Below are 25542 nucleotides of genomic sequence, written 5' to 3' on the forward strand. Positions count from 1 at the left end.
GGGTCACGGCCCTGTCGGGGATCGTATGGGCAGCGGCCCATACGATCCAGCGTGATGCGGAGATTCTCCCGGTGGGTGAGAGCGGATGAACGTGCGTGCACTGGTGTTGCCGCTGGTGGCGGTCTTGCTGGCCATCAGCGGCTGCTCGCTGTTCGGTTCCGGTGACGCAGCGGCGCCGGCGCCATTGGAGCGGACCACTCTGCGCGTGGGCGTCGGCGGGCCGATCGACACCGCGCCGCTGCGCATCGCGGCGGCCGCCGGGAAGTTCCGCGAGGCCGGCCTGAACGTGACACTCGTGGACCTCGGGACCGAGGACGGGCTGGCGAAACTCGACTCGGGCCAGCTGGACGTGACGTTCGCCAGCGACGTGTCTCTCTTCCGCGCGGCCAACGCCGGCACCGCGTTGCAGCTGCAGGGCGAGGCGTACACGTCGGGCAGCAACACGATCGCGCTCGTCACGCTGCCGAACTCCGACTACACCGAGCCGACGGCGAAGAAGTCGCCGAAGATCGCGGTGGACGACCTCGACGACATCGGCGCACTGACCGCCCGTTCCGTGCTCTCCACCGCCGGCGTCGACGCGGCGAAGATCCACTTCGTGGCCGAGCCGTTCGACCGGATGCCCGAGGCGTTGCAGGCCGGCGACGCCGACGCGGCGCTGATGGTGGAGCCGTACATCACCCGGGCGGAGAAGGAGCTCGGCGCGCAGATCCTCGCCGACGGGTCCACCGGCGCCACCCTCGACTTCCCGGCTTCGGGCTACGCGGCGACCGGCGGGTTCGCGCGCGACAACCCGCGCACGCTGGCTGTTTTCCGGCGCGTGCTCATGCAGGCGCAGCAGACGGCCGCCGACCCGGCGATCGTCCGCGACGCCCTGCCGACGTTCTCCGACATCGACCCGACGACGGCGGCGCTGATCTCGCTGGGCACCTACCCGACGACGCTGTCGGGCATCCGGCTGCAGCGCGTGGCCGACCTCATGCACACGTCGGGCCTGATCCCGAGCCGGCTCGACGTGCAGGCGATGCTGCCTGAGGAGGACCAGCCCTAGATGTTCTCGCCCGCGGGCTGCAGGCAGATCGTGCGCTCGGGCGGGCCGGCGTAGACGAGGGCGGTGTCGGCGGCACCGCAGGAGTCCTCGTCGCTGCTGCCCTGGTGCACGACCGCACGGGCCTCGGCGTCGGGGTCACTGCAGGTGACCTTGCTGATCTCGGCCTCGTCGTCGACGTCGCGCAGGCATTCGCCGGACGAGACGTTGAGCGCCAGGCACAGCGTCTCGCGCGGCGCACCGGTACGACTGGAGCTGCTGGTGCCGCGGAAGAGCTGGAAGCGCACGTAGTCGCCGCCGTGGCAGCTCGCGGTGCCGTCCTCGACGTCGTCGACGCGGTAGGTGGCGCGCTGCTCCGAGCAGCTCACGCCGTGGTAGCTCTGGGTGCCGACGCTCTCGTCGGACAGGTACAGGCAGCTGCCCGCCACCGGCGTACCCGACGAGCGGGCGATCGCGGCCACGCCGAACGCGGCGAGCACGCCCACGCCGAGCGCCACCACGATTCCCGCGGCGACCAGCACCTTCGCGGTGCTCGAGAGCGACCGGGGCGCACCCGGACGCGGCGGCGTGAACGAGCCGGTGCCCGGCGGCTGGAACGGGTTGGCGGCCGACGGCACGCCGAACGGTGGTGTGGTCAAAGGTCCCCTCCAGCTTTTCCTGCCGATCATCTTGGCACCCGGACGGCCGCGACGGGAGGGGACGGCTCGGGGGAACGTATAAAGGACGAGTGACTGATGGCCCCCTGATCGTCCAGTCCGACAAGACCGTGCTGCTCGAGGTCGACAACCCTCAGGCCAACGACGCGCGGATCGCCATCGCGCCGTTCGCCGAGCTGGAACGCGCACCCGAGCACGTGCACACGTACCGCATCACGCCACTGGCGTTGTGGAACGCGCGCGCCGCCGGGCACGACGCCGAGCAGGTGGTTGACGCGCTCACCACGTACTCGCGCTTCCCCGTGCCGCAGCCGCTGCTGATCGACGTGGTCGACGTGATGGGTCGCTTCGGGCGGCTGCAGATCACCAACCACCCGGCCCACGGCCTGGTGATGTCGACCACGGACCGCGCGGTGCTCGAAGAGGTGTCGCGGCACAAGAAGATCAGCCCGATGCTCGGCGCGCGCATCGACGAGGACACGGTGATCGTGCACCCGTCCGAACGCGGGCGACTCAAGCAGGCGCTGCTGAAGGTCGGCTGGCCCGCGGAAGACCTCGCGGGCTACGTCGACGGCGAAGCGCACCCCATCGATCTCGACGAGCAGGACTGGCACCTGCGCGACTACCAGCGCCAGGCGGCGGAGGCGTTCTGGGCCGGTGGCTCGGGCGTGGTGGTCCTGCCTTGTGGCGCGGGCAAGACGCTGGTGGGCGCGGCGGCCATGGCGCACGCCAAGGCGACCACGCTGATCCTGGTGACCAACACCGTCGCGGGGCGGCAGTGGAAGCGCGAGCTGGTGGCGCGCACGTCGCTGACCGAGGACGAGATCGGCGAGTACTCGGGTGAGAAGAAGGAGATCCGCCCGGTCACGATCGCGACGTACCAGGTCGTGACGCGCAAAACCAAGGGCGAGTACCGGCACCTGGAGCTGTTCGATTCGCGGGACTGGGGCCTGGTCGTCTACGACGAGGTCCACCTGCTGCCGGCGCCGGTGTTCCGGATGACGGCGGATCTGCAGTCGCGGCGCCGCCTGGGCCTGACGGCGACGCTGGTTCGCGAGGACGGCCGCGAGGGTGACGTCTTCTCGTTGATCGGGCCCAAGCGCTACGACGTTCCCTGGCGCGACATCGAGGCGCAGGGGTGGATCGCGCCCGCGGAATGCACCGAGGTCCGCGTGACCCTGACGGACGCCGAGCGGCTCGCGTACGCGACTTCGGAGGCGGACGAGCGGTACAAGCTCGCGGCGACGGCGATGACGAAGCTGCCGGTGATCAAGTCCATTGTGGAGCGTCATGCCGGCGAGCCCACCCTGGTGATCGGGGCGTACCTCGACCAGCTGGAGATGCTGGGCGCGGAGCTGGACGCGCCCGTGATCCAGGGATCGACGCGCAACAAGGAGCGGGAGGAGCTGTTCGACCGCTTCCGCCGCGGCGAGCTGCGGACCCTCGTGGTGTCAAAGGTGGCGAACTTCTCCATCGACCTGCCGGAAGCCTCGGTGGCCATCCAGATCTCGGGCACGTTCGGCTCCCGGCAGGAAGAGGCGCAGCGGCTCGGCCGGCTGCTGCGCCCCAAGGGCGACGGGCGGCAGGCGCACTTCTATTCGATCGTGTCGCGGGACACGGTGGACACCGAGTACGCGGCGCACCGGCAGCGGTTCCTGGCGGAGCAGGGCTACGCGTACCACATCGTGGATGCGGAGGACCTGCGCCGCCCGCTGTAGTCACTGCGTCGGGGTCAGCAGGACGATCGGGATCACGCGCTCGGTCTTCTGCGCGTATTCGTTGTACAGCGGGAAGATCTCGGCCATCTTCGGCCAGAGCGCCGCGCGTTCTTCGTCGGTCGCGACGCGGGCGCGCGCGTTGAACCGCTGCGCGCCGACCTGCACGCCGACACCGGGCTCGGCTTCGATGTTCTTGAACCAGTCGGGGTGGTCGTCTTCGCCGCCCTTGGAGGCGACAACCACGAAGTCGTCGCCCTCGGTGCCGTAGATCAGGCAGGTGCGGCGCGGCTCGCCGGTCTTGCGGCCGGTGCTGGCGAGGATGAGGGTGTAGAGGCCGTTTTGCTCGTGGCCCTCCCGGCCGCCGGAGCTGACGTACTTGCGGGTCTGCTCGGCGACCCAGTCCCACTTCGAGTCGGTGGCGCGGTCGATGTCCTCGGCGACGGCCATGGTGGTGGTCCTTCCTCTCGCGTCCTCTTGCATCCTCTTGCGGCCCCGTCGGCCGCTCGTGCCCGGGAGACGGAGCCGGTGGGGGGGTTCTCGACATCGGCTGAAGGGGAAATTACCGGTCTCCCCGTCGGGCGCCCTCGGCTTGAGGTGCTGCCCGGCTTTCGCATCACCCATCTGTCGCAGTGACCTCATCTGTCACAGCAGCCTCGCCACACTGGCCCTGACCTGCCGTTTTCCACATTCACTCGAACGGATGAGCGAAACTCTCCCTGGAAATTGTCGGTGCTTCGAACTACTGTTCGACACGCAGGACCGAACACCAGTTCGAGGGGAAGCTCATGACGATCGCACCGTTCCGCCCCGGCCTCGGGGCACCGCCGGTCCAGACGTTGCCGCCCGGGCGGTGGCACGGGCGCATCTGGGTGTCCGAGGAGCCGCTCGCGCGGCCGCACCGGTACCTGGAGTGCGTCGCGGAGTTCGAGCGCTCCGGGCTCTGGCCCGTGCTCATCCCGCACGACCAGCGGTTCGCCGCGCGCGGGGAAGACTGGCTGGACGACCGCGGCCGCCTCGCCCCGGCCGGCCACCGCGTCGACTCCGTCGACCCCGCCGCCGCCCTCGCGCGCTGGTGGGACACCTCCTGCTGCGACGGCGCCTGCCTGCGCCCCTTCGGCGCCCGCTTCCCCGGCCTCGCGCGCCGCTCGCACCGCCGCGCCGACCCTCTCGCCGAGGCGGGCAACACCGGCTCCATCCTGGCCAACCGCAGCGCCCACCGCCTCGGCCTGGTCCAGACCGACCGCCCGGCCGACATCCCCGCCCTCCTCGGCTGGACGGGCATGATCAAGTCCACCGACCAGGTCGCGGAGCTCTCCGCCGTCCTGCGCAGCTGGGAAGACCGCTTCGGCGCCACCCTGCTCTCCCTGGGCTTCGACTCCCTCACCCTGTCCGTCTCCGCCCCACCCCGCACGCAGGCCCGCGCCCTCACCGTGGCGGCCGAGCACCGCGCCTTCAGCCTCCCCACGTACCTCTCCCAGCCCGGCACCCTCCGCGAGTACGCGAGCGGCCTCGTGCAGGCCCGCCTGTGGACCTTCTCGTGGGCCTGACCCCACCCCCGCCGGCCGGCCTCCCGACCCCCGAGCCCGGCCGGCGCACCCACCCTCGGCCTGCAAGCCGCCCGCGGCAGCCCACTGCCGGCCACCAGCCCGCGCAGGCCGGCCTCCCAGACCCCGAGGCCAGCCGGCGCACCCACCGTCAGCCTGCGAGCCCGCCCCGGGCAGCCTCCGCACCACCACCAGCCCACGCCGACCCGCCGCCCGGCCCCCGAAGCCGGTCTGCGCGCCCACCGGCAGCCTGCGAACCACCCGGGGCAGCCCACTGCCCACCACCAGCCGACGCCGACTGGCCACCCGGGCCCCGGGCCCCGAGCCCTGCCGACGCACCCAGCCTCGGACTGCAAGCCACCCCGGGCAGCCCACCGCCCAGCGCCAACACCGCCCGCCAGCCTCCCGGCCTCGAGCCCAGCCGACGCACCCACCCTCAGCCGGCGATCCACCCGAGGCCGCCCTCCGCCACACCACCAGCCCACGCCGACCGGCCTCCCAGACCCCGAGCCCAGCCGGCGCACCCAACCTCAGCCTGGGAGCCGCCCGGGCAGCCCGCTACCCACCACCAGCTCGCGCCGGCCGGCGTCCCGGCCCTCAAGTCCGGCCGGCGCACGCACCCTCAACCGACGAGCCGCCCGCTGCCCATCACCAGCCGCGCCGGCCGGCCCCGGTCCCTAGACCGGCCGGCGCACGCACCTGCAACCGGCGAACCACCCGGGGCGGCCCACCGTCCACCACCAGCCCGCGCCGGCCGACCTCCCGGACCCCGAGTCCGGTCGACGCGCCCTCTTCGCCGTCGGTCCACGGCGGCGGGGGCGAGACCGTTCGCCGAATTTCCACCACTCTGAGCAAGACAGGACGTGAGACAGATGTCCTCTCGGTTGGGTCGGCTGTCCCGAAGTCCGGTGCGGGTGTCCGGGCGGCGGTTGCGCGGGCGGGTTTACCGGAATCTGCCGAGGGGAATCACGCCGCGGAGGAAGGCGGTGAGGGACATCGCCAGGATTCGGGTCGGGACGTCGGGGTGGCGGTATCCGCCGTGGCGTCGCGAGTTCTACCCCGAGGGGCTGCCGCAGCGCCGCGAGCTCGAGTACCTGTCGCAGCGGTTGAACTCCGTGGAGCTCAACGGGTCGTTCTACTCACTCCAGACGCCCGACCGCTACCGCGCCTGGGCCGACCAGACGCCAGCCGACTTCGTGTTCGCCGTGAAGGGCGGGCGGTTCATCACGCACCTCAAGCAGCTGCGTGACGTCGAGCCCGCCGTCGCCAACTTCTTCGCGTCCGGCGTGCTCGCGCTCGGCGAAAAGCTGGGCCCGGTCCTGTGGCAGCTGCCCGCGCGGCTCGAGTTCGACCCGGACCGCGTCGAGACCTTCCTCGGCCTGCTGCCCCGCACGACCGCCGAAGCCGCCGCGCTCGGCGCGAAACACGACGACAAACTGAAGGCCCCGCCCCACCTCGAACCCGGCAGGAACCGGCCCGTCCGGCACGCGCTGGAAGTCCGCCACCCCAGCTTCGTCACCCCGGAAGCCCTCGACCTGCTGCGCGAGCACGACGTCGCCCTCGTCGTCGCCGACACCGCCGGCCGCTGGCCCTACCGCGAGGACCAGACGACGGACTTCACCTACGTCCGCCTCCACGGCGACGTCGAGCTCTACACCAGCGGCTACACCGAACCCGCCCTGCGCACCTGGGCCGCCAAGATCACCGCCTGGCACGACGACGGCCGCCGCGACGTCCACGTCTACTTCGACAACGACGTCAAAGTCGAAGCTCCCCGCAACGCCATCACCCTCTCGAACCTCCTGCACCTCAAGCCGCCACCGGCACAGTGAGCGCACAGTGAGCGCCATCCGGTTGGCTGAGGCGTACGGGTGCAGGTGGTCTGCCTGCTGTCTCTGGGGGTCGGCACGCAGACCACCGCACCACGTGCCTGGCAACATTCCCCACTGACCGGCACATCGCCACCACCACCGGCGGCTCGCCACACCGAAGAACAAGCCGGCAGCTCAGCCCGAGACCATCGCCGCCAGCTTGGCCCTGACGTCGGCCGCATCGGGGTGGGCGAGGTCAGTGAGAAGGCGGACCGAGCGAAGCCAGCAGTCACGGGCGGCGGCGGGGTGGCCGAGGCGCAGGTGGGCCGTGCCGAGCTGGGCCAGGACGTCGGCGGCTTCGTAGTGCTCGTCCATCGCGAAGAACATGTCCACGGCGTCCGACATGCACTCGATGCCCTCCGCCGGCCGGCCCACGCCGAGGAGGGCTTTGGCGCGCGTGGTCAGGGAGAACCTGCCGTCGCGGGGCGTGGGTGCCAAGGCCAGCGCCTCGTCGGCCAAGACCAAGGCCCGCGGGAAATCCCCGAAACGACAGCACAGGTCCCCCAGTGCGCGCAGCACGTTGGCCTCGAAGCCGGTCATCCGCAGGTCCCGCACGATCTCCAGCGCCCGCGTGCCGTGGGCGAGCGCCGCCGGAAAATCGGCCGACGAATCGGCCGCCATGGCCAGGTTGTAGAGCGCGCGCGCCTCGCCCTCGCGCGAGCCGAGCTCGCGTTGCAGCACCAGCGCCTGTTCGAGGTACCGCCGCGCCGACGCGTAATCGCGCGCGACCCCGTCGATCACGCCGAGGCAGTTGAGAATCCCGGCCTCGCCACCCCGATCGCCCGACAGCCGCGCGCCCCGCAGGGCCAGTTCGTTGAGCGCCCGCCAGTCGTCGACGCGGGCGCGGCCGGCGAAGTACGTGAACATCAGCCACGTGAGCTTCCAGCAATGCTCGTACTCCCGCAGCCGGAACGCCAGGTGCACAGCCGCGACGAGGTTCCCGTACTCCGCGGCGAACCACGCCAGCCCCGCGTGGTAGTCGGCGAACTCGAGGCCACCGTCCCCCCGCAACTCCAATGACCCGTAGATCCGCTCGGGCCGCATCGCTCGCGAAGCGTTCAACGCCGAAGAAAGGTAGAAATCCAACAGCCGCAAACGGGCCGCCGACGTCTCCTCCGTACTGTCCACATGGTACGCGAGCTCCTCCGCATACGCTCGGATCAGATCGTGGAACTGGTACCGACCCGGCTGCGGCTGTGTGAGCAGGTGCGCGGACACGAGAGCGTCCAAAGCAGACCCCGGCGGCGACCCCAGCAGCACCTCGGCGACGACGGGCGTCACATCCGGGCCCGTAGGCAGGCCCAGCAACCGCAACAACCGCGCGGCATCCGCCGGCAACGCCCGGTACGAGTACGAGAGCACCGACCGGATGTTCGTCTCCTCACCGTCACCGAGGTCGAACAAGCCGAGCCGGTCGGGTTCGGCGTCCAGAGAGTCCACAAAGGATCCCAGTGGGTAGTCCGGGAACTGCGCCGCCCGCACGGCCAGGATCCGGATCGCCAGCGGAAGCCCACCGCAGTACTCCACAAAGCGCGCTGTGGCAGCGGGGTCCGCGTTGACGCGGTCGACCCCGATCGTCGAGGCCAGCAGCTCGACGGCGCCCGCCTCGTCCAGCTGCTCGAGCGCGATCCGACGCGCGCCGCGCGTCGCGACGAGGCCGCGCAACTGCCAGCGGCTCGTCACCACGACCAGACATCCCGGCCCCGGCAGCAGCGGCCGTACCTGCTCGGTGCTGTTGGCGTTGTCCAGCACCACGAGCAACCGCCGCCCCGCGGTGTGCGTCCGCCACGTCGCAGCGCGACCGTCCACGTCGGCCGGAATCTGATCACACGGGACACCCAGCGCCGACAGCAGGGTTTCCAGCGCCGCCAACGGTTCCACCGCCTCGCCGGGACCGTACCCGCGCAGATTCAAGAACACCTGACCGCCCGGGAACCGGTCCGCGATCTCGTGTGCGAAGTGGACGGACAGCGTGGTTTTCCCCATGCCACCCATGCCTTCCACGGAGGCGACGGGGGTCGACGTGCTGTCCTCCGGCGGAAGCAGAGCGCGCAGCGACTTCAAGTCCGCCTCACGGCCGGCGAAGGTACCGAGGTCGGCCGGCAACTGGTGCGGCACCTGAGGCTCGGCAGCCGGCTGATAAGGCGCCCCGCCCAGCACGAGCCGGTGCACGCGCTGCAGGCCGGCGCCGGGATCGAGGCCGAGCTCCTCGGCGAGCACCGCGCTGATCCGCCGGTACACCTCCAGCGCCTCGGCCTGCCGCCCGGAATGGAACAACGCGAGCACGAGCTGCTCGTGCAGCCGTTCCCGCAACGGGTTTTCCCGGGTCAGCCGCGTCAGCTCCGGCACGACGGTGCCGAACTCACCGACGGCGATCAGCGCGTCGGCCCACAGCTCGCGCACGCGCGTGCGTTCCTCGGCGAGCTGGCCGGCCTCGTCGCGGTGCAGCGCGTCGGACTCCACGTTCTGCAGCGCGGGCCCCCGCCACTCCGCGAGTGCGTCGGCGAACAACCCCGCGGCACGACGGTGTTCGCCTTGTTCGAAAGCGGTCCTCCCCCGAGCGGCGAGTGTGCGAAAACGACCAAGATCCGTTGCCAGCGAATCAAGCTCCAGCAGGTAACCACCACGTTCCGTGCGAATGGCGACACCCGGGCCCAACGCGCGCCGAAGCCTCAGCACATACGTCTGGAGCGCGCCCTTCGAGCGGCGCTGGTCGTCGTCCCACAGCCACCGGCCGAGCTCGTCCACGGACACCACGCGGTTGGCGCGCAGCAGCAGCCCCGCGAGCACGATCAGCGGGCGGCTCCCGCCGAGCGGCACAGCGCGGCCCCCGGCCACGACCTCGGCCGGGCCGAGCACCCGGAAGTCGAGGCCGTCCACACGTCTCATTCTGGCCGGTCGCCGCCCGATCGGCACGTGACTTCGCCAGTGGCATGATCTGCGGTGATGAAGGTCTACGCGCTGCCCCTGCACAACCGGTTCCGGGACATCACCGTCCGTGAAGGCGTCCTGCTCGAAGGGCCTGCCGGCTGGGGTGAATTCTGCCCGTTCGCGGACTATTCGGACGCCGAGAGCGTGCCGTGGCTGGTGAGCGCCCTGGAAGCGAGCGAGCAGGGCTGGCCCGCCGCGGTGCGCGAACGTGTCGAGGTCAACACGACCGTCCCCGTCGTGCCGCCGGACCGCGCCCACGCGCTGGTCCGTGCCTCCGGCTGCCGCACGGCGAAGGTGAAGGTCGCCGACAAGCGCGCCACGCTCGCCGACGACTGCGCCCGCCTCGAAGCCGTCCGCGACGCCCTCGGCCCGGCCGGCGCCATCCGCGTGGACGCCAACACGGCCTGGGACGTCGACACCGCCGTCACCGCGCTCGCCGCCCTCGACAAGGCGGCCGGCGGCCTCGAGTACGCCGAACAGCCGTGCCGCACCATCGACGAGCTGGCCGCCGTGCGGCGGCGCGTGTCCGTGCGCATCGCCGCCGACGAGTCGATCCGCCGCGCCGAGGACCCGCTGAAGGTCGCCGTCGCCGGGGCCGCCGACATCGCCGTGCTGAAGGTCGCCCCGCTCGGCGGCGTCCGGCGCGCGCTGGAGGTGGCCGAGGCGTGCGGGCTGCCGTGCGTCGTGTCGTCCGCCGTGGAAACCAGCGTGGGCCTGGCCGCCGGCCTGGCCCTCGCGGGCGCCCTCCCGCAGCTCGACTTCGCCTGCGGCCTTGGCACGATGTCCCTGCTGAACGGCGACGTCAGCACGACCTCGCTGTCCCCTGTGGACGGTTACCTCCCCGTCCTGCCCCAGGCGCCGGCGCCGGATCGGTTCACGGAGTTCGCCGCCGCGCCCGACGTCACCGAGGCCTGGCTGGCGCGGCTGGATCGGGTGCGCGCACTGCGCTGAGCCTCAGCGCCACCACAAGCGGCGGCCGGTGACCAGCCCGCGCCTGATCCGGCTTCGGCGCGCGCCCGAACTCCCCCTGACCCCGCCTCAGGGTCGGAGTCCAGGGTCGGTCTCCGGGCCGTTCCCCGATGTGCAGAGGGGCCGCGCGGCGGAGCATTCATGGCATGACGAACAGCGTGTACACCCCGGAAACCAAGAAGCTCTTCCGCAGCCGCACCGACCGGATGTTGACCGGGGTGTGCGGGGGCTGGGCCGACTACCTCGGCGTCGACCCGACGATGGTCCGCATCGCGGTCGTGGCCGCGACCGTGCTGTCGGCCGGGATCATGTTGCCGGTTTACGTCGCCGCCGCCGTGCTGACGCCCGAAGCGACCCAAGCCGCCTGACCCGCCGCGGCCGGGGAGGGCCGCTGCACGGGGGAACGGGGTGGCACAACCAAGGGGGAGAACGGCCCGGGCGTGGGGAGCGTCCGGGCCGTTTCGCTGTGTCCACGTCGGACGGCACCAGGGACCTCCGGCGTCCACGCCCGGACACCGACGCCGACCAAACGGCAGACGACCCGCTTCGCCGGCCTGCGCACCACTGCCACCGACACCCGCCGAACCCGCACCACGATCACACCGACCGGCGCGCACACCGGCACCGCCGACAACCGACCGACACCCGCCAATCCGCATCCGCGCACCACAATCACACCAGCCAGCACGCACCGGCACCGCCCACAACCGACCAACACCCGCCAACCCGCATCCGCGCACCACAATCACACCAGCCAGCACGCACCGGCACCGCCCACAACCGACCAACACCCGCCGAAGTCACGCCCACCCGCGACACACCGCACGAGCACGCCAGCCGCCCGGCGCACCGACACCTGCCAACCGACGCCCACACGAGCACATCAGCCGACTTGCCACACCACGCCGCCGTACCGGCCGACGCCGATCGCAGCCGCATCCGAGACCCGACCGCCACCACAAACCCTGGCCCTGAAAGGGAAAAGCCCGGCCCACCGAAGTGGACCGGGCTTTTCCGGGTCTAGCGTCGAACAGCAGCCGAACTCAGAAGTCCATGCCACCCATGCCGCCGGACGGGTCGGCCGGAGCGGCAGCAGCCTTCTCCGGCTTGTCCGCGACGACAGCCTCGGTGGTCAGGAACAGCGCCGCGATGGAGGCGGCGTTCTGGAGCGCGGAGCGGGTGACCTTCGTGGGGTCCGGCACGCCGGCGGCGAGCAGGTCCTCGTAGACACCGGTGGCGGCGTTGAGGCCGTGGCCCTGCGGGAGGGACTTGACCTTCTCCGCCACGACGCCGCCCTCGAGGCCGGCGTTGATGGCGATCTGCTTGAGCGGCGCCTCGACGGCGACCTTGACGATGTTGGCACCAGTGGCCTCGTCGCCCTCGAGCTTCAGGCCCGCGAAGGCAGCCTCGGCGGCCTGGATCAGAGCCACGCCACCACCGGCGACGATGCCCTCTTCCACGGCGGCCTTGGCGTTGCGCACCGCGTCCTCGATGCGGTGCTTGCGCTCCTTGAGCTCGACCTCCGTCGCGGCACCGGCCTTGATGACGGCGACGCCGCCGGCCAGCTTCGCGAGGCGCTCCTGCAGCTTCTCACGGTCGTAGTCGGAGTCCGAGTTCTCGATCTCCGCACGGATCTGGTTGACGCGACCCTGGATCTGGTCGGCGTCGCCCGCACCCTCGACGATCGTGGTCTCGTCACGGGTGATGACGGCCTTGCGGGCGCGGCCCAGCAGCGACAGGTCCGCGTTCTCCAGCTTGAGGCCGACGTCCTCCGAGATGACCTGGCCACCGGTCAGGATCGCGATGTCCTGCAGGATGGCCTTGCGGCGGTCACCAAAGCCCGGGGCCTTGACGGCGACGGACTTGAAGGTGCCGCGGATCTTGTTGACCACCAGGGTCGCCAGGGCTTCGCCCTCGACGTCCTCGGCGATGATCAGCAGCGGCTTGCCGGACTGGATGACCTTCTCCAGCAGCGGCAGAACGTCCTTGACGTTCGAGATCTTGGAACCGAAGAGGAGGATGTACGGGTCCTCCAGCTCGGCTTCCTGGCGCTCCGGGTCGGTCACGAAGTAACCGGACACGTAGCCCTTGTCGAAGCGCATGCCCTCGGTGAGCTCGAGCTCGAGGCCGAAGGTGTTGCTCTCCTCGACGGTGACGACGCCTTCCTTGCCGACCTTGTCCAGCGCCTCGGCGATCAGCTCGCCGATGGTGCGGTCAGCGGCCGAGATCGAGGCGGTAGCAGCGATCTGCTCCTTGGTCTCGATCTGGACGGCGGCCTTGTGCAGCTGCTCGGTGATGGCCTCGACGGCCGCCTCGATGCCGCGCTTCAGGCTGATCGGGTCGGCACCCGCGGCCACGTTGCGCAGACCCTCGCGGACGAGAGCCTGGGCGAGCACGGTGGCGGTGGTGGTGCCGTCACCCGCGACGTCGTCGGTCTTCTTGGCAACTTCCTTGACGAGCTCGGCCCCGATCTTCTCCCACGGGTCCTCGAGCTCGATCTCCTTGGCGATGGAGACACCGTCGTTGGTGATCGTCGGCGCGCCCCACTTCTTTTCGAGCACGACGTTGCGGCCACGCGGGCCGAGCGTCACCTTGACGGCTTCGGCGAGGGTGTTCAGGCCGCGCTCGAGACCGCGGCGGGCGTCCTCGTCGAACGCGATCAGTTTGGCCATTGCGGTGTGGTCCTCCGGTATTGGGCGCCACCGCCGCGCTGTCTCGTCGAACAACTGGTCGTCGTACGACTGTCAGCGGCGGCAGCAGGACACGTCCTCGGCCAGGCTCGGTGCCCGCGACGGACGACTGACCTTGGCCAGCCTCACCGTCCCGACCTTCAAGCGCGCAGTCGGTGACCGCGTGCTTGGCACTCAACGGCGTCGAGTGCCAATGCCGTGTTTAGCACTCCCACGGTGAGAGTGCAAGAACCGCAGGTCAGTGATCCACGGATGTCACGGTGTGACGATGGCGAAGGCGGGGTCATCCGGGTCCAGGAGGGCGAGCAGGCGCCCGAGAACGGCGAGGTCGCCGGCGTGGTCGAGGTCGTCCGCACCGCCGCCGGACAGGAGGCCGAGCAGCGGTTGTTTGGTCAACGTGAGGGTGAGATCGACGTCGACGGCGGACTTCGGGTTCGCGGTCCGGATCAGCGCGCCGTTGGACAGGGTGGTGCGGATCGTGGTGGCGAGGTCGGTGAAGCGCCACTCGATGGTGAGCGGGTCGGCCGCGGCGCGGGGACCGTCGACGCGGATGGCGAGGGAGTCGAAGAGCTGCTCGACCGTGAGCGCCGCCGTCATGCCGCCGCCGATGTCGAGGGGCGGCGGGGTGATGCCCTTGCGGAGCTCGAGCGCGCCGACGAGGTAGAAGTTGCGCCAGGTCGGGTTCTCGGCGCCGTAGCCGAGGCGCTGGTAGACCTCCGCCAGCGCGTTCTTGGCGACGGAGCTGTCCGGGTCGGCGAACACGGCGTGCTTGAGCAGCTCGGCGGCGAAGCGGAGGTCGCCGTCATCCGCGTACTCCTGCGCCTTGTCGAGGACGGCGGGCACTCCGCCGAGGACGTCCACGTAGCGCGTGGCCAGCGCCTGCGGCGGGTGCTGCCACAGCGACGTGGGATGGCCGTCGAACCAGCCGAGGTACCGCTGGTAGATCGCCTTGACGTTGTGGCTGATCGAGCCGTAGTAACCCCGCGCGTGCCATGCGTTCTCCAGCTCCGGCGGCAGCGTGAACTCCTCGGCGATCTCGATGCCGGTGGCACCCTGGTTGAGCAGGCGCAGCGTTTGGTCGTGCAGGTACGCGTAGAGATCTCGTTGCTGCGAAAGGAACTTCACCACGCGCGCGGTGTCCCAGGTGGGCCAGTGGTGCGAGGCGAACGCCACGTCGGTGCGGGCGCCGAAGAGCTCGATCGCCTCGTCGAGGTAGTGGGCCCAGACGCGCGGGTCGCGGACCAGCGCGCCGCGAAGCGTGAGGAGGTTGTGCAGGTTGTGCGTGGCGTTCTCGGCCAGGCACAGGGCACGGCGGTCCGGGAAGTGGAAGTTCATCTCGGCCGGCGCCTCGGTGCCCGGCGTGAGCTGGAAGACGACGCGGACGCCGTCGAGTACCTCTTCCTGCCCGGTCGCGGTGATGTCGACGGTGGGCGCGAGCAGCCCGAGCCGGCCCGTCGACGTGGCGATGCCGAGCCCACCGCTGACCTGGCCGGTGGTGCTCACGTCCAGGGTGATGCCGTACATGTAGGTGGCCCGGCGGCTCATCGCCGTGCCCGCGTACACGTTCTCCGCCACGGCGTTCTCGAGGAAGCCCGCCGGGGCGAGGATCGGGACGTCGCCCGCGCCGTCGGGCAGCACGCCCAGCACGCCGCCGAAGTGGTCGGCGTGCGAGTGGGTGTAGATGACGGCGGTGACCGGCCGGTCACCGCGATGGGCGCGGTAGAGGGCGATCGCGGCCGCCGCGCATTCCTCGGAGATCAGCGGGTCGATCACGATCACGCCGCGCCCGCCTTCGACGAGCGTCATGTTGGAGATGTCGAAGCCGCGGACCTGGTAGATGCCGGTGGTCACCTCGTACAGCCCGTTGGTGCGGCACAGCTGCGCCTGCCGCCACAGGCTGGGGTTCACCGTGTCCGGGCACTCGCCGTCGAGGTAGGCGTACGGGCGCAGGTCGAACACCGCGTGGCCGTCGGCGCCTGTGATGGTGACGGGGTCGAGCGTCGCGACGAATCCGCGGGCGGCGTCCTCGAAGTCCTGCCGGTCACCGAAATCCATGGCGGGCCCCCTCGACCTCCGGCGTGTCCGCGGAGTCGAACACAGCGGGGATTCGAGGTGGTCACCTACCGGAGGTGAGATCGCGGGTCAGCGGCTCGGCTGGATGGGGATCGACGCGGGCGGCGGCTTCAGCGACGGCGAGCCGGACTGCGAACCACTGGGGCCACCGGGGCCGACGGGGATGTTCGGCGCGGTCGTGGGGGTGGTCGTACCGCCGCTGCTGTCGTCGCCGCCGAAGAGGAAGATCGCGCCGACGATCAGGCCGGCGAGCACCACGATCCCGAGGCCGATCCACAGCCACTTCCGGCCACCGCCGCCGCGCGGCTGCTGGAACGCGCCGGCGCCACCGGCGGGCGACGGCGGGCGCAGGCGCATCGGGTCGCCGGGCGGGCCGTAACCCGGGTGCATGCCGGGGTAACCCTGTTGCTGGTTGGGGTAGCCGCCGTAGCCGGGCGGCGGGCCGGGTTGTCCCGGGTGGCCGTGCTGGCCCGGATATCCCTGCGGTGCTTGCGGTCCCTGCGGCGGCATGCCGGGGTAGCCGTAACCGGGAGGCGGCCCCTGCGGCGGGGCGCCGGGAGGCTGGCCGGGGTTCTGCGGGGCGCCGGACCAGCCACCGGGGCCGGCCCACGGGTTTCCGTCACCGGGTCCGGCCTGGCCGGGTGCGCCCTGTCCTGGTGCGCCGGGTCCACCTGGGACACCAGGTCCGCCGGATCCCGACCACTGGGCACCGTGCGCCGGGTCGTTCGCCTGAGCGCCCTGGCCACCCTGGACACTCGGGCCGCCGGGACCTTGCGACCCGCCTTGGCCGTATCCCGGCTGCTGTCCGAAGGGCTGCATGCCGGCTCCCTCCCCCTGAGGACCGTGCGCACCCTGACCGGCCGCACCGGGACCACCCGGCCCGGCCAGTCCGTTCTGCACCCCGCCCGAACCCGGTGGCCCCGGTGGCGTGTCCGACGTCGCGAGCGGTCCCAGCGCCACGCGGGCGGCGGCGATCATCGCCACGCAGCTCGGGTACCGGTCGGTGGGGTTCTTCGCCATGCCCTTGCGGATCACGTCGTCGACGGCGGCCGGCAGCGCGACCACGCGCGACACCGACGGCGGCTCGCCGTTGAGGTGGCCCTTGATCACGGTCGGCACGTCGCCCTTGAACGGCGGGGCGCCGGTCAGGCACGCGTAAAGCACGCACGTGAGCGCGTACTGGTCGGTACGCCCGTCGAGCGGCTCGCCGCGCAGGTGCTCGGGCGCGGCGTACGTCGGGGAGCCCAGGAAGTCGCCGCCGCGCGTGCGGTGGCCGGTGGCGCCGCGGCGGGTGAGGCCGAAGTCGGCGACGTAGACGTGCTCGCGGGAGGTTTCCTTGCTGGTGACCAGCACGTTCGCGGGCTTCACGTCGAGGTGGACGAGGCCGCGGTTGTGCAGGGTGTCCAGCGCGTCGGCGACCTGGTCGAGCAGAGCAAGGGCGCGCGCGGGCGCGATCGGCCCCGCGGAGATCAGGCCGGCGAGGTCGCCGCCGTCGACCATGCGCATGGCGATGTAGAGCATGCCTTCGAGCTCGCCGAAGTCGTACAGGGGGACGATGTTGGCGTGGTCGATCGCGGACGTGTTGCGGGCTTCGTCCACGAACCGCTCGCGGAACTCGGCGTCGGTGCCCAGGTGGTCGCCGATGACCTTCAGCGCCACCTTCCGGCCGAGCCGCACGTCGGTGGCCTGGTAGGTCACGCTCATGCCGCCCTTGCCGAGCACCGAGTCGATGCGGTAGTTGCCCAGCCGGCGACCGGTGAGGTCCCCCGACACATCGCCTGTCACGCTGCGCAGCTTAACGCCCTGCATTCCGCAGCGATGGGCGGTTCGCCCAACCGGTCGGCTGCCCCGGAATCAGGAGACCTTGCGGACGTCCGCGGCCTGACTGCGGCCGTCGCGGCCGGACTGGACCTCGAACTCGACCCGGTCCCCTTCGTCGAGCGTCCGGAATCCTTCGGCCTGGATCGCCGAATAGTGGACGAACACGTCAGGCCCTTCGGCGGATTCGATGAACCCATAGCCTTTTTCCGAGTTGAACCATTTGACGGTGCCGACAGCCACGGCGCCCTCCCTCAGGACAAGATCCGCTGTCCGGTAGCGGCTGGAAGTGCAGTTCACGCTACCGGAATTACGCCCCTCGGCAATGGTTGATTCGCAAATTCGTCAGCCCCGGGAAACCCGCCTGTTCCGCGCTTGGACGAGAACGGTGCCCGGTCCGGCGAAATCGAGGACCAGACCTTCCCCGGTGCGCAGCGACTGCGGGCCGCTCGGGTCCACGGCGCGCAGCCGGCACTGCAGTGTGTCCGGGTAGGCCAGCACGTAGTCCGGCCGCACGGTGACCAGCTCACCGGCCGACAGCTCGAACGAGTCGACAGGTCCCGGCGCGGTGAGCACGAGCGGACCGGTGCCGCTGTAGTGGTCCAGGAACCCGGCGTCGGCGCCGAAGAGCTGCTGCAACGGCGCCCACGTCTGGTCGAGGCGCACGGACGGCGGCCGCGCCAGCACGGCGTCGCGGTGCACCGACCAGCCGGTGTTGCCCGTCAGCTCCAGCGGGTAGACGTCACCGGGCCCGAGGGGGGCGAGGTCGACCCAGCCGCCCTCGGCGGGCGCGGTGAACACGGAGACGCCGGTCTTGCGGGCGCCGCCGCGCGCCGACGGCGGAGCACCTTCGCGGACGCCGAAGCTGGTGGCCAGCATCGTGTCCGACGCCGACTGCACGGCCTCGCCGGGCGCGAGCAGCACTCGCGCCACGCCGAAGTTCGGGGTGTGCCTCGTGTGGACGCGCATGTCAGCGGGAGGGGACGTGCGACAGGATCCAGCTGATCAGCGCCGACGGGTTGCGCGTCTGCGTGAGGATCTGGCCGGGGCCGGCGAAGTCGAACACGAAGCCTTCACCGCTCTTCATCGACTGGATCACGCCCTGCGCGACCTTGCGGAGCTGGTACTGGACGGTGTCGGCGTAGGCCACGACGTGACCGGTGTCGACGGTGATCGCCTCGCCCGGCTGCAGCGTGATGACGTCGAGTGCGCCGTAGCAGGTCACCAGCACCTGGCCCTGGCCCGTGGCGTGCGAGAGGAAGCCGCCTTCGCCGCCGACCAGGTTCTTCATGCCGCCCCAGCGCGTCTCCGTCTGCACGCCGTGCGACGACGCGAGCCACGAGCCGCGCGTGACGCACCAGCCGGTCTGGCCGTCGAGGGTCACGACCTGGATGTCGCCGGGCAGGTTGGCCGCGACGTCGACCCAGCCGCCGTTCTGGGGTGCGGTGTAGGTGGAGATGAAAAAGGACTCGCCGCCCAGGAACGCCCGGCCGAAGCCCTTCATGATCCCGCCCTGGGCCTGCGACTGGACCGTCACGCCGTAGCTCGTGGCCATCATCGCGCCCGACTCGACCTGCACGGGCTCACCCGGCGCCAGCTCCAGCCGCGCAACCGCGAAGGACGGCTGGTGGCGGACTCGTACCTGCATCAGAACTCCCCTGATCCCCGACTCTTGCCGCGGGAGAGTGTTGCACGCCCGCGCGCGAGGGGGAGGATGGTCCGCGTGATCTCCGTCGACGCCTACCGCGAGACCGTGACCGAGCTGCTCGGCCGCACGCCCGCGACCACCCTGCCCCTCGCCGAAGCCGCCGGGTTCGTCCTGGCCGAGGACGTGCACGCGGGGGTGTCGCTGCCGCCGTTCGACAACTCCGCGATGGACGGCTACGCCGTGCGCGCGGCCGACGTCGCCGGCGCCGCGGCCGGCTCGCCCGTGACGCTGCCCGTGGCCGACGACATCCCGGCCGGGCGCGTGGACGTCGCGACGCTGGAGCCGGGCACGGCGCATCGGATCATGACGGGCGCGCCGCTGCCGCCGGGTGCCGACGCGATCGTGATGGTGGAGGAGACCGACGGCGGCACCGTCGACGTGCGGATCTCCAAGGCCGCGGCTGCGGGCGACCACGTGCGGCGCACCGGCGAGGACGTGGAGCGCGGCGTGGTGGCCCTGCGGGCCGGCACCGTGCTCGGCCACTCGCAGCTGGGCCTCGCGGCAGCCGTCGGCCTGGCCGAGCTGTCGGTGCACCGGCCGCTGTCCGTGCTCGTGGTGTCGACCGGCACGGAGCTCGTCGAGGCCCCGAACCCGTTGCGGCACGGGCAGATCTACGAGTCCAACAGCGTGATGCTCGCCGCCGCGCTGCGCGAGCTGGGTTGCCGCGTCGCCGTGGTGCGCAGCGTGGTGGACGACGTCGAGGAGTTCCGCAAGATCATCGAACCGGAGCTCGCCGACGCCGACCTGCTGATCACTTCGGGCGGGGTGAGCGCCGGCGCGTACGAGGTGGTCAAGGACGCGCTGACGGGCCAGGGCGTGCAGTTCCAGAAGATCGCCATCCAGCCCGGCGGGCCGCAGGGCTGCGGCCACTGGAACGGCGTGCCCGTGGTGACGCTGCCGGGCAACCCGGTGAGCGTGCTGGTGTCGTTCGAAGCCTTCCTGCGGCCGGCTTTGCTCTCGGCCATGGGCCACACCGACGTCGACCGCCGCCGCGTGCGCGCGCGGCTTTCGGAGGCCATGACCTCACCCAGCTCGCGGCGCCAGTTCCGCCGGGGCTTCTACACCCCCACCGAGGGCGAGGTGACCGGCGTGGTCGGGCCGCGGGGCGGCCCGGGCTCGCACCTGCTGGCGGCGTTCACGCAGGCGAACTGCCTGATCGTGCTGCCGGAGGGGGTTGGCGAGGTGGCCGAGGGCGATGAGGTGGACGTGCTGCTGCTGTAGGGAAGTCCCTCCGGCCGCGGAGCGGGCTCTTGAGGAGGATCCCCAGCGCGGCGAGCTGAACGGCGCCCATGATCAGCATCGTCTCGCGCACGCCCAGCGCGTCGCCGAGGACACCGCCGAGGAACGCGCCCAGCGGGATGGTGCCGTAGTTGACCACGGCGGAGCTCGCGGTGATGCGGCCGAAGAGCTCGGGTGGGCAGTAGGTCTGGCGGAAGGTTCCGACGAGCACGTTGGACCCGACGATCCCGCCGGCGACACCCATCCCGGACAGTACGAACACCGCGAGCCCGGCGCCCGGCGTGGCGAACGGCCCGAGCACCATCGCCGGGGCGGCCAGCGCTTCGCAGAGCAGGAACGCGCGCGCCGCCCCGACGCGCTTGCCCAGCCGCGCGGCCAACGGCGCGCCGGCGACACCGCCGACTTCCGCGATTGCCAGGACCACCCCCACGGCGCCCGGCCCGGTGCCGAGGTCGCGGACGAGGAACACGACCTGGATGGCGGCGTACCCGTCAAGCGCGAGGTTCGCGACAGCGGCGGCTCCGATGAGGGACCGCAGATACCGGTCGCGCGCGATGAAGCCGACACCCTCCGCGATCTCGGTGCGCAGGCGTACTTTGCCGCGGGGCTTCGGGGTTTCCCTCGCCCGCACGGAACGCAGGCACAGCACAGAAATGCCGAAACTCACCGCGTCGGCCAGCACCCCGGTGACCGGTCCCGCGACGGCCGCGAGCAGCCCTGCCAGCCCGGGCCCGCCCACCTGTGCGGCGGACTCGCTCCCCTGGAGCTTCACGTTGGCCTCCAGCAACTGCGCTTCGGCCACGATCACCGGTACGTAACTGCGGTAGGCCAGCGAGAAGAACACCTTCGCGAACCCGCCGACCAGCGCCGCGCACAGCAGGTACGGCACCGTGAGCCACCCGGCCACGTACCCGACCGGCACGGCCGCGAACCCCACCATCGACACCACGTTGCAGGTCACCATCACGCGCCGCTTGCGCCACCGGTCCACCCACGCCCCGGCCGGCAACCCCACCACCAACCACGGCACCCACGCGACCGCGGTCAGCAGCGCCACCTCGAACGTCGAGGCGTGCAGTACCAGCAACGCGACGAGCGGCAACGACGTGCCGGCGATTGCGCTGCCGAGGGTGCTGATCGTCTCGCCGGTCCAGACGAGGCGGAAGTTGCGGTCTCGCCGTAGGGCTGTGGTCGTTTTCGCGTCAGTCATGGGATATCGGGGTGGTTCAGGCGGTTGTGGGTCTTTTGCTGCTTGGTGTGGATTCGATTGGTGGCCGAGGATTTTGTGTGCCTGGTCGGGGTTGTGTGCCTGGTCGGGGTTGCGTGTCTGGTCGGGGTTGCGCGCTGCGCGGGGTGTTGCCCGCCTCGGCGGCTTTGAGTGCACGAAGGGCTTCGCTGGGCTGAGTGGCTATGAGCGCCCGACGGGCTTCGCCGGAGTGAGCGGCTTCGCCCACCCGCGCGCGTGGCTGGACACACCCGAAGGACTTCGCCAACGCGAGCAGCTTCGCCCACCCCCCTGCGTGGCTTGGCGCACCCGACGAGCTTCACCAGCGCAAGCGGCTTCGCCCACCCGCGCGCGTGGCTTGACACAGCCGACGGGCTTCGCGAACCCGAGCAGCCTCGCCCACCCGCGCGCGTGGCTTGACACACCCAACGAGCTTCGCCAACCCGAGCAGCCTCGCCCACCCACGTGCGTGGCTTGGCGCACCCGACGAGCTTCACCAGCGCAAGCGGCTTTGCCCACCCACGTGCGTGGCTTGACGCACCCAACGAGCATCGCCAACGCGAGCAGCTTCGCTCCCCAAAACGCTTCGCCCGCCCCGAGGGGTTCCGCCGGCCTGCGCGGCTCTGCCGGCCCGAAGGGACTTGGCGCCATCACCGAGGGGCTTCGCCCGACCGACCAAGACTGCCGAGCAACCTCACGACCGCGGCCAAGCCGCCTGTGCCCCCAGTAACTCACCTTGGGAAAGCCCCCACCCAACCTCGGGGGAGCGGCCCTTGCCCAGCCTACCGCCCCCCACCGACAAAATGATCTCCACAGCCGAGTTGTCCACAGCGGAGCCGAGTTGTGGACAACGGCGGAAAGCCCGACCCCGCAAGGAAAAGCGCGCGGCACACCGCGGGTCAGGGTTGCGCGGGGAAGCCTCGGGCGAAAAGGAAGACCGGGCGGCGCTCGGCGGAGTCGTCGGGGGCCGAGCGGTCGGTGTACTCGGCGAACAAGGCCAGGATGCGGGAGCTCAGCTCCATCACCTCCGCAGGGGACAAGCGCGCCCAGGTTTCGTTGGTGAACCAGGCGTCGCGCCATTCGGTGGGGGCCGTTTCCAGGTCCGAGAGCCACGAGCGGGACAGCGACGCCTGCCGGTCGAGGGAGACGACCTCGGCCGCGTCGCCCACCGGGTCGCCGACGAAGTCCGAAGTGGACCAGGACAGCGCCTTGGAAGGGCGGCGCCACCAGCGTTCGCGGCGGTCGCGGGCGAGTTCGGGGGCCTCTTCGACCAGGCCGGCGGCCGCGAGGACCTTGAGGTGGTGGCTGATGTTGCCGACGGCCGACGCCGTGCGGTCGGCGAGGACGGAGGCGGTGGCGGGGCCGTCGAGCTTCAGCAGGTCGAGCAGGCGCAGGCGGAGCGGGTGGGACATCGCCGCCAGGACACGGGAGTCGCGGATCTGCCGCACGTCGTCGGTCACGATCGGCAAGAGTAGTTGTACAACAACTCTTGCACAACATCTCTTGTAGAATGAACCGGCAGTATCCTCACCCCCATGGGCTTCTTCACCTGGATCATCTTCGGCGCGCTGGTCGGCTGGCTCGCGAACCTGGTCGTCGGCGGACCGGACCGGCGCCGGCAGGGATGCCTGGTCAGCGTGCTCGTCGGGGTGCTCGGGGCGGCCCTCGGCGGCTTCATCTACCGGCTGGCGACGGGTGAACAGCAGCGCTTCGAGTTCGACTTCCCGAGCTTCGGCGTCGCGATCCTGGGCGCGATCGTCCTGCTGGCGGTGCTGCGGCTGGTCAGCTCGATCGGCCGGCGGTCCCGGCGTGACGACTACCCGCACGACAGCTACCAGCGGGACAACTACCGGTAACGGTTTCCACACGAACCGTCAGTAACCCCCGGAAATCGCCTAAACTGATCAGTTCCGCGTCCGGGTGCATGCGTCGTCGGGGGATGCATGCACCCGGCCCGCCCTGATCGCCTCCCGGACCACGCGCACGGCGCGCGCCGTGTCCACGAGCACGGGCATGGGCGCGGCGGAGATCTCCCGTCGCCAGGCACACAGCAGCTCGGTGAGCGGATCGGGTACGGACATCGCTTCCTCGGCTGACTCAGGCCCGGGCACGGCTCCCGAACGGCGGGTACTACTGAGAGTTGTCGAGGAATTCGATCAGTCGTTACCGGTTTGTGGGCACGCCCACCCGCGTCGGGGAAACCCTGACGGGGGAGCCGCCACCGGCCCTGGACGTGTCCGTCCGCCGACGGGCGGTAGCGTGGTGATTCCCAAATCGGACGTGAAACCCGTCCTCTCCCTCCGAACGCAACGAACAGCGGGGAACCGATCCATGAGCGGCAAGCCCACCGGCAATCCCCTCACACACGCAGTGCAGCTCGCGCGGGAGACGATCCCGCCGATGCACCCCGCCGGACGCCCGTTCGTCTTCGGCGGGCTGGCGGCGACGCTGGTGCTGCGCCGGTTCTCCAAGCGCCTCGGCGTGGTCGGCGCGCTCGCGACCGCGGCCACCGCCGCGTTCTTCCGCGAGCCCCAGCGCGTCGCGCCGGAGCGGGACAACATCGCGGTGGCCTCGGCCGACGGTCTGGTGTCCCTCATCGAGGAGGCCGTGCCGCCGCCCGAGCTGGGGCTGCCCGCCGAGCCGCGGATGCGCGTGAGCGTGTTCCTGTCGGTGTTCGACGTGCACGTCCAGCGGATCCCGGCGCCGGGCGTCATCGAGAAGGTGGCCTACCGGCCGGGCAAGTTCCTCTCCGCAGACCTGGACAAGGCGAGCGAGGACAACGAGCGCAACTCCGTGCTCATGCGCACCGTCGACGGCCACGAGCTCGTCGTCGTGCAGATCGCAGGCCTCGTCGCGCGCCGCATCCTGTGCGAGATCCACGAGGGCGACAAGGTGGCCGCGGGCGCCACCTACGGCATCATCCGGTTCGGCTCCCGTGTCGACCTCTACCTGCCGCCCGGCAGCCGCGTGCTCGTCGCGAAGGGCCAGCGCACGGTCGGCGGCGAGACGGTGATCGCCGAACTCCCGGCAGTGGGAGAAGGCTGATCTCATGGTCCGCGTGACCACCCCGAGCATTCGGCTGCTGCCGAACGCCATCACGGTGCTGGCGCTGTGCGCCGGGCTGTCGGCCGTGCAGTTCGCGCTCACGGGCAACTACGCCATGGCCATCGCGGCCATCGGCATCGCGGCGGTGCTCGACAGCCTCGACGGGCGCATCGCGCGCCTGCTCGACGCGACGTCGAAGATGGGCGCCGAGCTCGACTCGCTGTCCGACGGCATCTCGTTCGGCGTGGCGCCGGCGCTGGTGCTGTACGTGTGGCAGTCGCACGGCGACCGCATCGGCTGGGTGGCTTCGCTGATCTTCGCCGTCTGCATGATCCTGCGCCTCGCCCGCTTCAACACCCTGCTCGACGTCACCGACAAGCCGCCCTACGCCGGGGAGTTCTTCGTCGGCGTGCCCGCGCCGGCCGGCGGTCTCGTCGCCATGCTGCCGCTCATCGCGACGCTGCAGTGGGGCGAGGGCTGGTGGTCGGAGCAGTACGTGGTGATCGTCTGGACGATCGCCGTCGCCGCGCTGCTGATCAGCCGCATCCCGACGTTGTCGCTGAAGACGGTCAAGGTGCCCGCCCGGGCCATCGCGCCGCTGCTGGTGGGCGTCGGCCTCCTGGCGGCCGCGATCATCCAGTTCCCCTTGGTGGCGCTGGCCATCGCGCTGGTGCTCTACCTGCTGCACATCCCCTACGCGGTGTACCGCAACCGTTGGCTCGCGGCGCACCCCGAGGCCTGGACGGTCCCGCCGCGCGAACGCCGCGCCATTCGCCGGGCGCGGTCGCAACGGCGCCTGCGGTTGCGTCCGGCCTCTCGCCGGGTCGCGGGTGCGGCGATGCGCGCGGTGCGGCTGCCGCGCAACGGCTCCGACTTCGTGCGGGCGACGCGGGCGCTGCGGGATCGCGACCACTCCGGGTCCACGCCCGCCGGCTCCGGCGGTGCCACCTCGGGCCCCAACCAGCGACGCCGGAGCTGGCGCCGGATCGGGATCCGCCGCCGCTGAC

General features: G+C 71.2%; 22 protein-coding genes. 10 read left to right on the forward strand and 12 right to left on the reverse strand.

The features are described 5' to 3' along the window. The first annotated feature begins 85 nt into the window (after window positions 1-85). Window positions 86-1051, forward strand: coding sequence for an ABC transporter substrate-binding protein (locus tag AB0K15_RS15050; RefSeq protein WP_364049664.1), 966 nt, complete (start codon window positions 86-88; stop codon window positions 1049-1051). On the opposite strand, the gene AB0K15_RS15055 is transcribed toward AB0K15_RS15050, so the two are convergent. Further along, window positions 1048-1686: a hypothetical protein gene (locus AB0K15_RS15055; RefSeq protein WP_364049666.1), complete on the reverse strand. Its 639-nt coding sequence runs from the start codon at window positions 1684-1686 to the stop codon at window positions 1048-1050. The two genes, AB0K15_RS15050 and AB0K15_RS15055, sit on opposite strands and share 4 nt — an antisense overlap. 89 nt (window positions 1687-1775) lie before the next feature. On the opposite strand from AB0K15_RS15055, the gene AB0K15_RS15060 reads away from it, so the two are divergent. Continuing rightward, window positions 1776-3422: a DNA repair helicase XPB gene (locus AB0K15_RS15060; protein ID WP_364049668.1), complete on the forward strand. Its 1647-nt coding sequence runs from the start codon at window positions 1776-1778 to the stop codon at window positions 3420-3422. Here the strand turns inward: AB0K15_RS15060 and AB0K15_RS15065 are convergent, their stop codons facing one another. Beyond that, window positions 3423-3869, reverse strand: coding sequence for a nitroreductase family deazaflavin-dependent oxidoreductase (locus AB0K15_RS15065; protein ID WP_364049670.1), 447 nt, complete (start codon window positions 3867-3869; stop codon window positions 3423-3425). It abuts the gene before it with no gap. 338 nt (window positions 3870-4207) lie between these two features. Here AB0K15_RS15065 and AB0K15_RS15070 point away from each other — a divergent pair, with 338 nt between their 5' ends. Beyond that, entirely contained in the window at window positions 4208-4969 is a 762-nt protein-coding gene (locus tag AB0K15_RS15070; RefSeq protein WP_364049672.1) for a DUF4253 domain-containing protein, read from the forward strand. A gap of 983 nt (window positions 4970-5952) precedes the next feature. After that, window positions 5953-6798, forward strand: a complete 846-nt coding sequence (locus AB0K15_RS15075) for a DUF72 domain-containing protein (protein ID WP_364049674.1) — start codon at window positions 5953-5955, stop codon at window positions 6796-6798. A gap of 174 nt (window positions 6799-6972) precedes the next feature. Here the strand turns inward: AB0K15_RS15075 and AB0K15_RS15080 are convergent, their stop codons facing one another. Continuing rightward, window positions 6973-9726, reverse strand: coding sequence for a BTAD domain-containing putative transcriptional regulator (locus AB0K15_RS15080; protein WP_364049676.1), 2754 nt, complete (start codon window positions 9724-9726; stop codon window positions 6973-6975). Between the two features lie 57 nt (window positions 9727-9783). Here AB0K15_RS15080 and AB0K15_RS15085 point away from each other — a divergent pair, with 57 nt between their 5' ends. Both AB0K15_RS15085 and AB0K15_RS15090 read left to right on the forward strand, forming a co-directional pair. Beyond that, window positions 9784-10719, forward strand: coding sequence for an o-succinylbenzoate synthase (locus AB0K15_RS15085; protein ID WP_364049678.1), 936 nt, complete (start codon window positions 9784-9786; stop codon window positions 10717-10719). 164 nt (window positions 10720-10883) lie between these two features. After that, complete coding sequence (locus tag AB0K15_RS15090; RefSeq protein WP_220244657.1) at window positions 10884-11105, forward strand: PspC domain-containing protein; 222 nt, start codon at window positions 10884-10886, stop codon at window positions 11103-11105. 675 nt (window positions 11106-11780) lie between these two features. Here the strand turns inward: AB0K15_RS15090 and groL are convergent. The 6 genes from groL to AB0K15_RS15120 form a co-directional block, all read right to left on the reverse strand. Beyond that, complete coding sequence (gene groL / locus AB0K15_RS15095) at window positions 11781-13409, reverse strand: chaperonin GroEL (protein WP_364049680.1); 1629 nt, start codon at window positions 13407-13409, stop codon at window positions 11781-11783. 273 nt (window positions 13410-13682) lie between these two features. Continuing rightward, window positions 13683-15482: an alkyl sulfatase dimerization domain-containing protein gene (locus AB0K15_RS15100; RefSeq protein WP_364049682.1), complete on the reverse strand. Its 1800-nt coding sequence runs from the start codon at window positions 15480-15482 to the stop codon at window positions 13683-13685. Between the two features lie 87 nt (window positions 15483-15569). Continuing rightward, complete coding sequence (locus tag AB0K15_RS15105; RefSeq protein WP_364049684.1) at window positions 15570-17285, reverse strand: serine/threonine-protein kinase; 1716 nt, start codon at window positions 17283-17285, stop codon at window positions 15570-15572. A 69-nt stretch (window positions 17286-17354) separates the two neighbouring features. Next, the gene (locus tag AB0K15_RS15110; protein ID WP_204093028.1) at window positions 17355-17561 is read right to left on the reverse strand and encodes a cold-shock protein; all 207 of its coding nucleotides are present in this window, start codon (window positions 17559-17561) and stop codon (window positions 17355-17357) included. A gap of 102 nt (window positions 17562-17663) precedes the next feature. Next, entirely contained in the window at window positions 17664-18287 is a 624-nt protein-coding gene (locus AB0K15_RS15115; protein WP_364049687.1) for an AIM24 family protein, read from the reverse strand. Window position 18288: 1 nt separating this feature from the next. After that, on the reverse strand, window positions 18289-18966 hold the full coding sequence (locus AB0K15_RS15120) for a TIGR00266 family protein (RefSeq protein WP_364049689.1): 678 nt from the start codon (window positions 18964-18966) through the stop codon (window positions 18289-18291). A 75-nt stretch (window positions 18967-19041) separates the two neighbouring features. On the opposite strand from AB0K15_RS15120, the gene glp reads away from it, so the two are divergent. Further along, window positions 19042-20247 (forward strand): gephyrin-like molybdotransferase Glp, encoded by a 1206-nt coding sequence (glp, locus tag AB0K15_RS15125; RefSeq protein WP_364049691.1) that lies wholly within the window; start codon window positions 19042-19044, stop codon window positions 20245-20247. On the opposite strand, the gene AB0K15_RS15130 is transcribed toward glp, so the two are convergent. Next, window positions 20162-21475, reverse strand: coding sequence for an MFS transporter (locus tag AB0K15_RS15130; RefSeq protein ID WP_364049693.1), 1314 nt, complete (start codon window positions 21473-21475; stop codon window positions 20162-20164). The genes glp and AB0K15_RS15130 overlap by 86 nt on opposite strands. A gap of 914 nt (window positions 21476-22389) precedes the next feature. After that, window positions 22390-22953, reverse strand: coding sequence for a helix-turn-helix domain-containing protein (locus tag AB0K15_RS15135; RefSeq protein ID WP_364049957.1), 564 nt, complete (start codon window positions 22951-22953; stop codon window positions 22390-22392). 72 nt (window positions 22954-23025) lie between these two features. Here AB0K15_RS15135 and AB0K15_RS15140 point away from each other — a divergent pair, with 72 nt between their 5' ends. Next, on the forward strand, window positions 23026-23346 hold the full coding sequence (locus AB0K15_RS15140; protein WP_364049695.1) for a GlsB/YeaQ/YmgE family stress response membrane protein: 321 nt from the start codon (window positions 23026-23028) through the stop codon (window positions 23344-23346). A 48-nt stretch (window positions 23347-23394) separates the two neighbouring features. Here AB0K15_RS15140 and AB0K15_RS15145 read toward each other — a convergent pair whose 3' ends face one another. Continuing rightward, window positions 23395-23571, reverse strand: coding sequence for a hypothetical protein (locus tag AB0K15_RS15145; protein ID WP_285972057.1), 177 nt, complete (start codon window positions 23569-23571; stop codon window positions 23395-23397). Window positions 23572-23821: 250 nt separating this feature from the next. On the opposite strand from AB0K15_RS15145, the gene AB0K15_RS15150 reads away from it, so the two are divergent. Together AB0K15_RS15150 and pssA are read left to right on the forward strand one after the other, a co-directional pair. Then, window positions 23822-24535, forward strand: a complete 714-nt coding sequence (locus tag AB0K15_RS15150) for a phosphatidylserine decarboxylase (protein WP_364049697.1) — start codon at window positions 23822-23824, stop codon at window positions 24533-24535. 4 nt (window positions 24536-24539) lie between these two features. Continuing rightward, window positions 24540-25541 carry a CDP-diacylglycerol--serine O-phosphatidyltransferase gene (gene pssA, locus AB0K15_RS15155; protein ID WP_364049699.1) on the forward strand — a complete coding sequence of 334 codons (1002 nt, stop codon included), beginning with the start codon at window positions 24540-24542 and terminating at the stop codon, window positions 25539-25541. The last annotated feature ends 1 nt before the right edge of the window (window position 25542 follow it).

The sequence above is a fragment of the Amycolatopsis sp. NPDC049253 genome, assembly GCF_040678995.1.
Taxonomy (GTDB): domain Bacteria; phylum Actinomycetota; class Actinomycetes; order Mycobacteriales; family Pseudonocardiaceae; genus Amycolatopsis.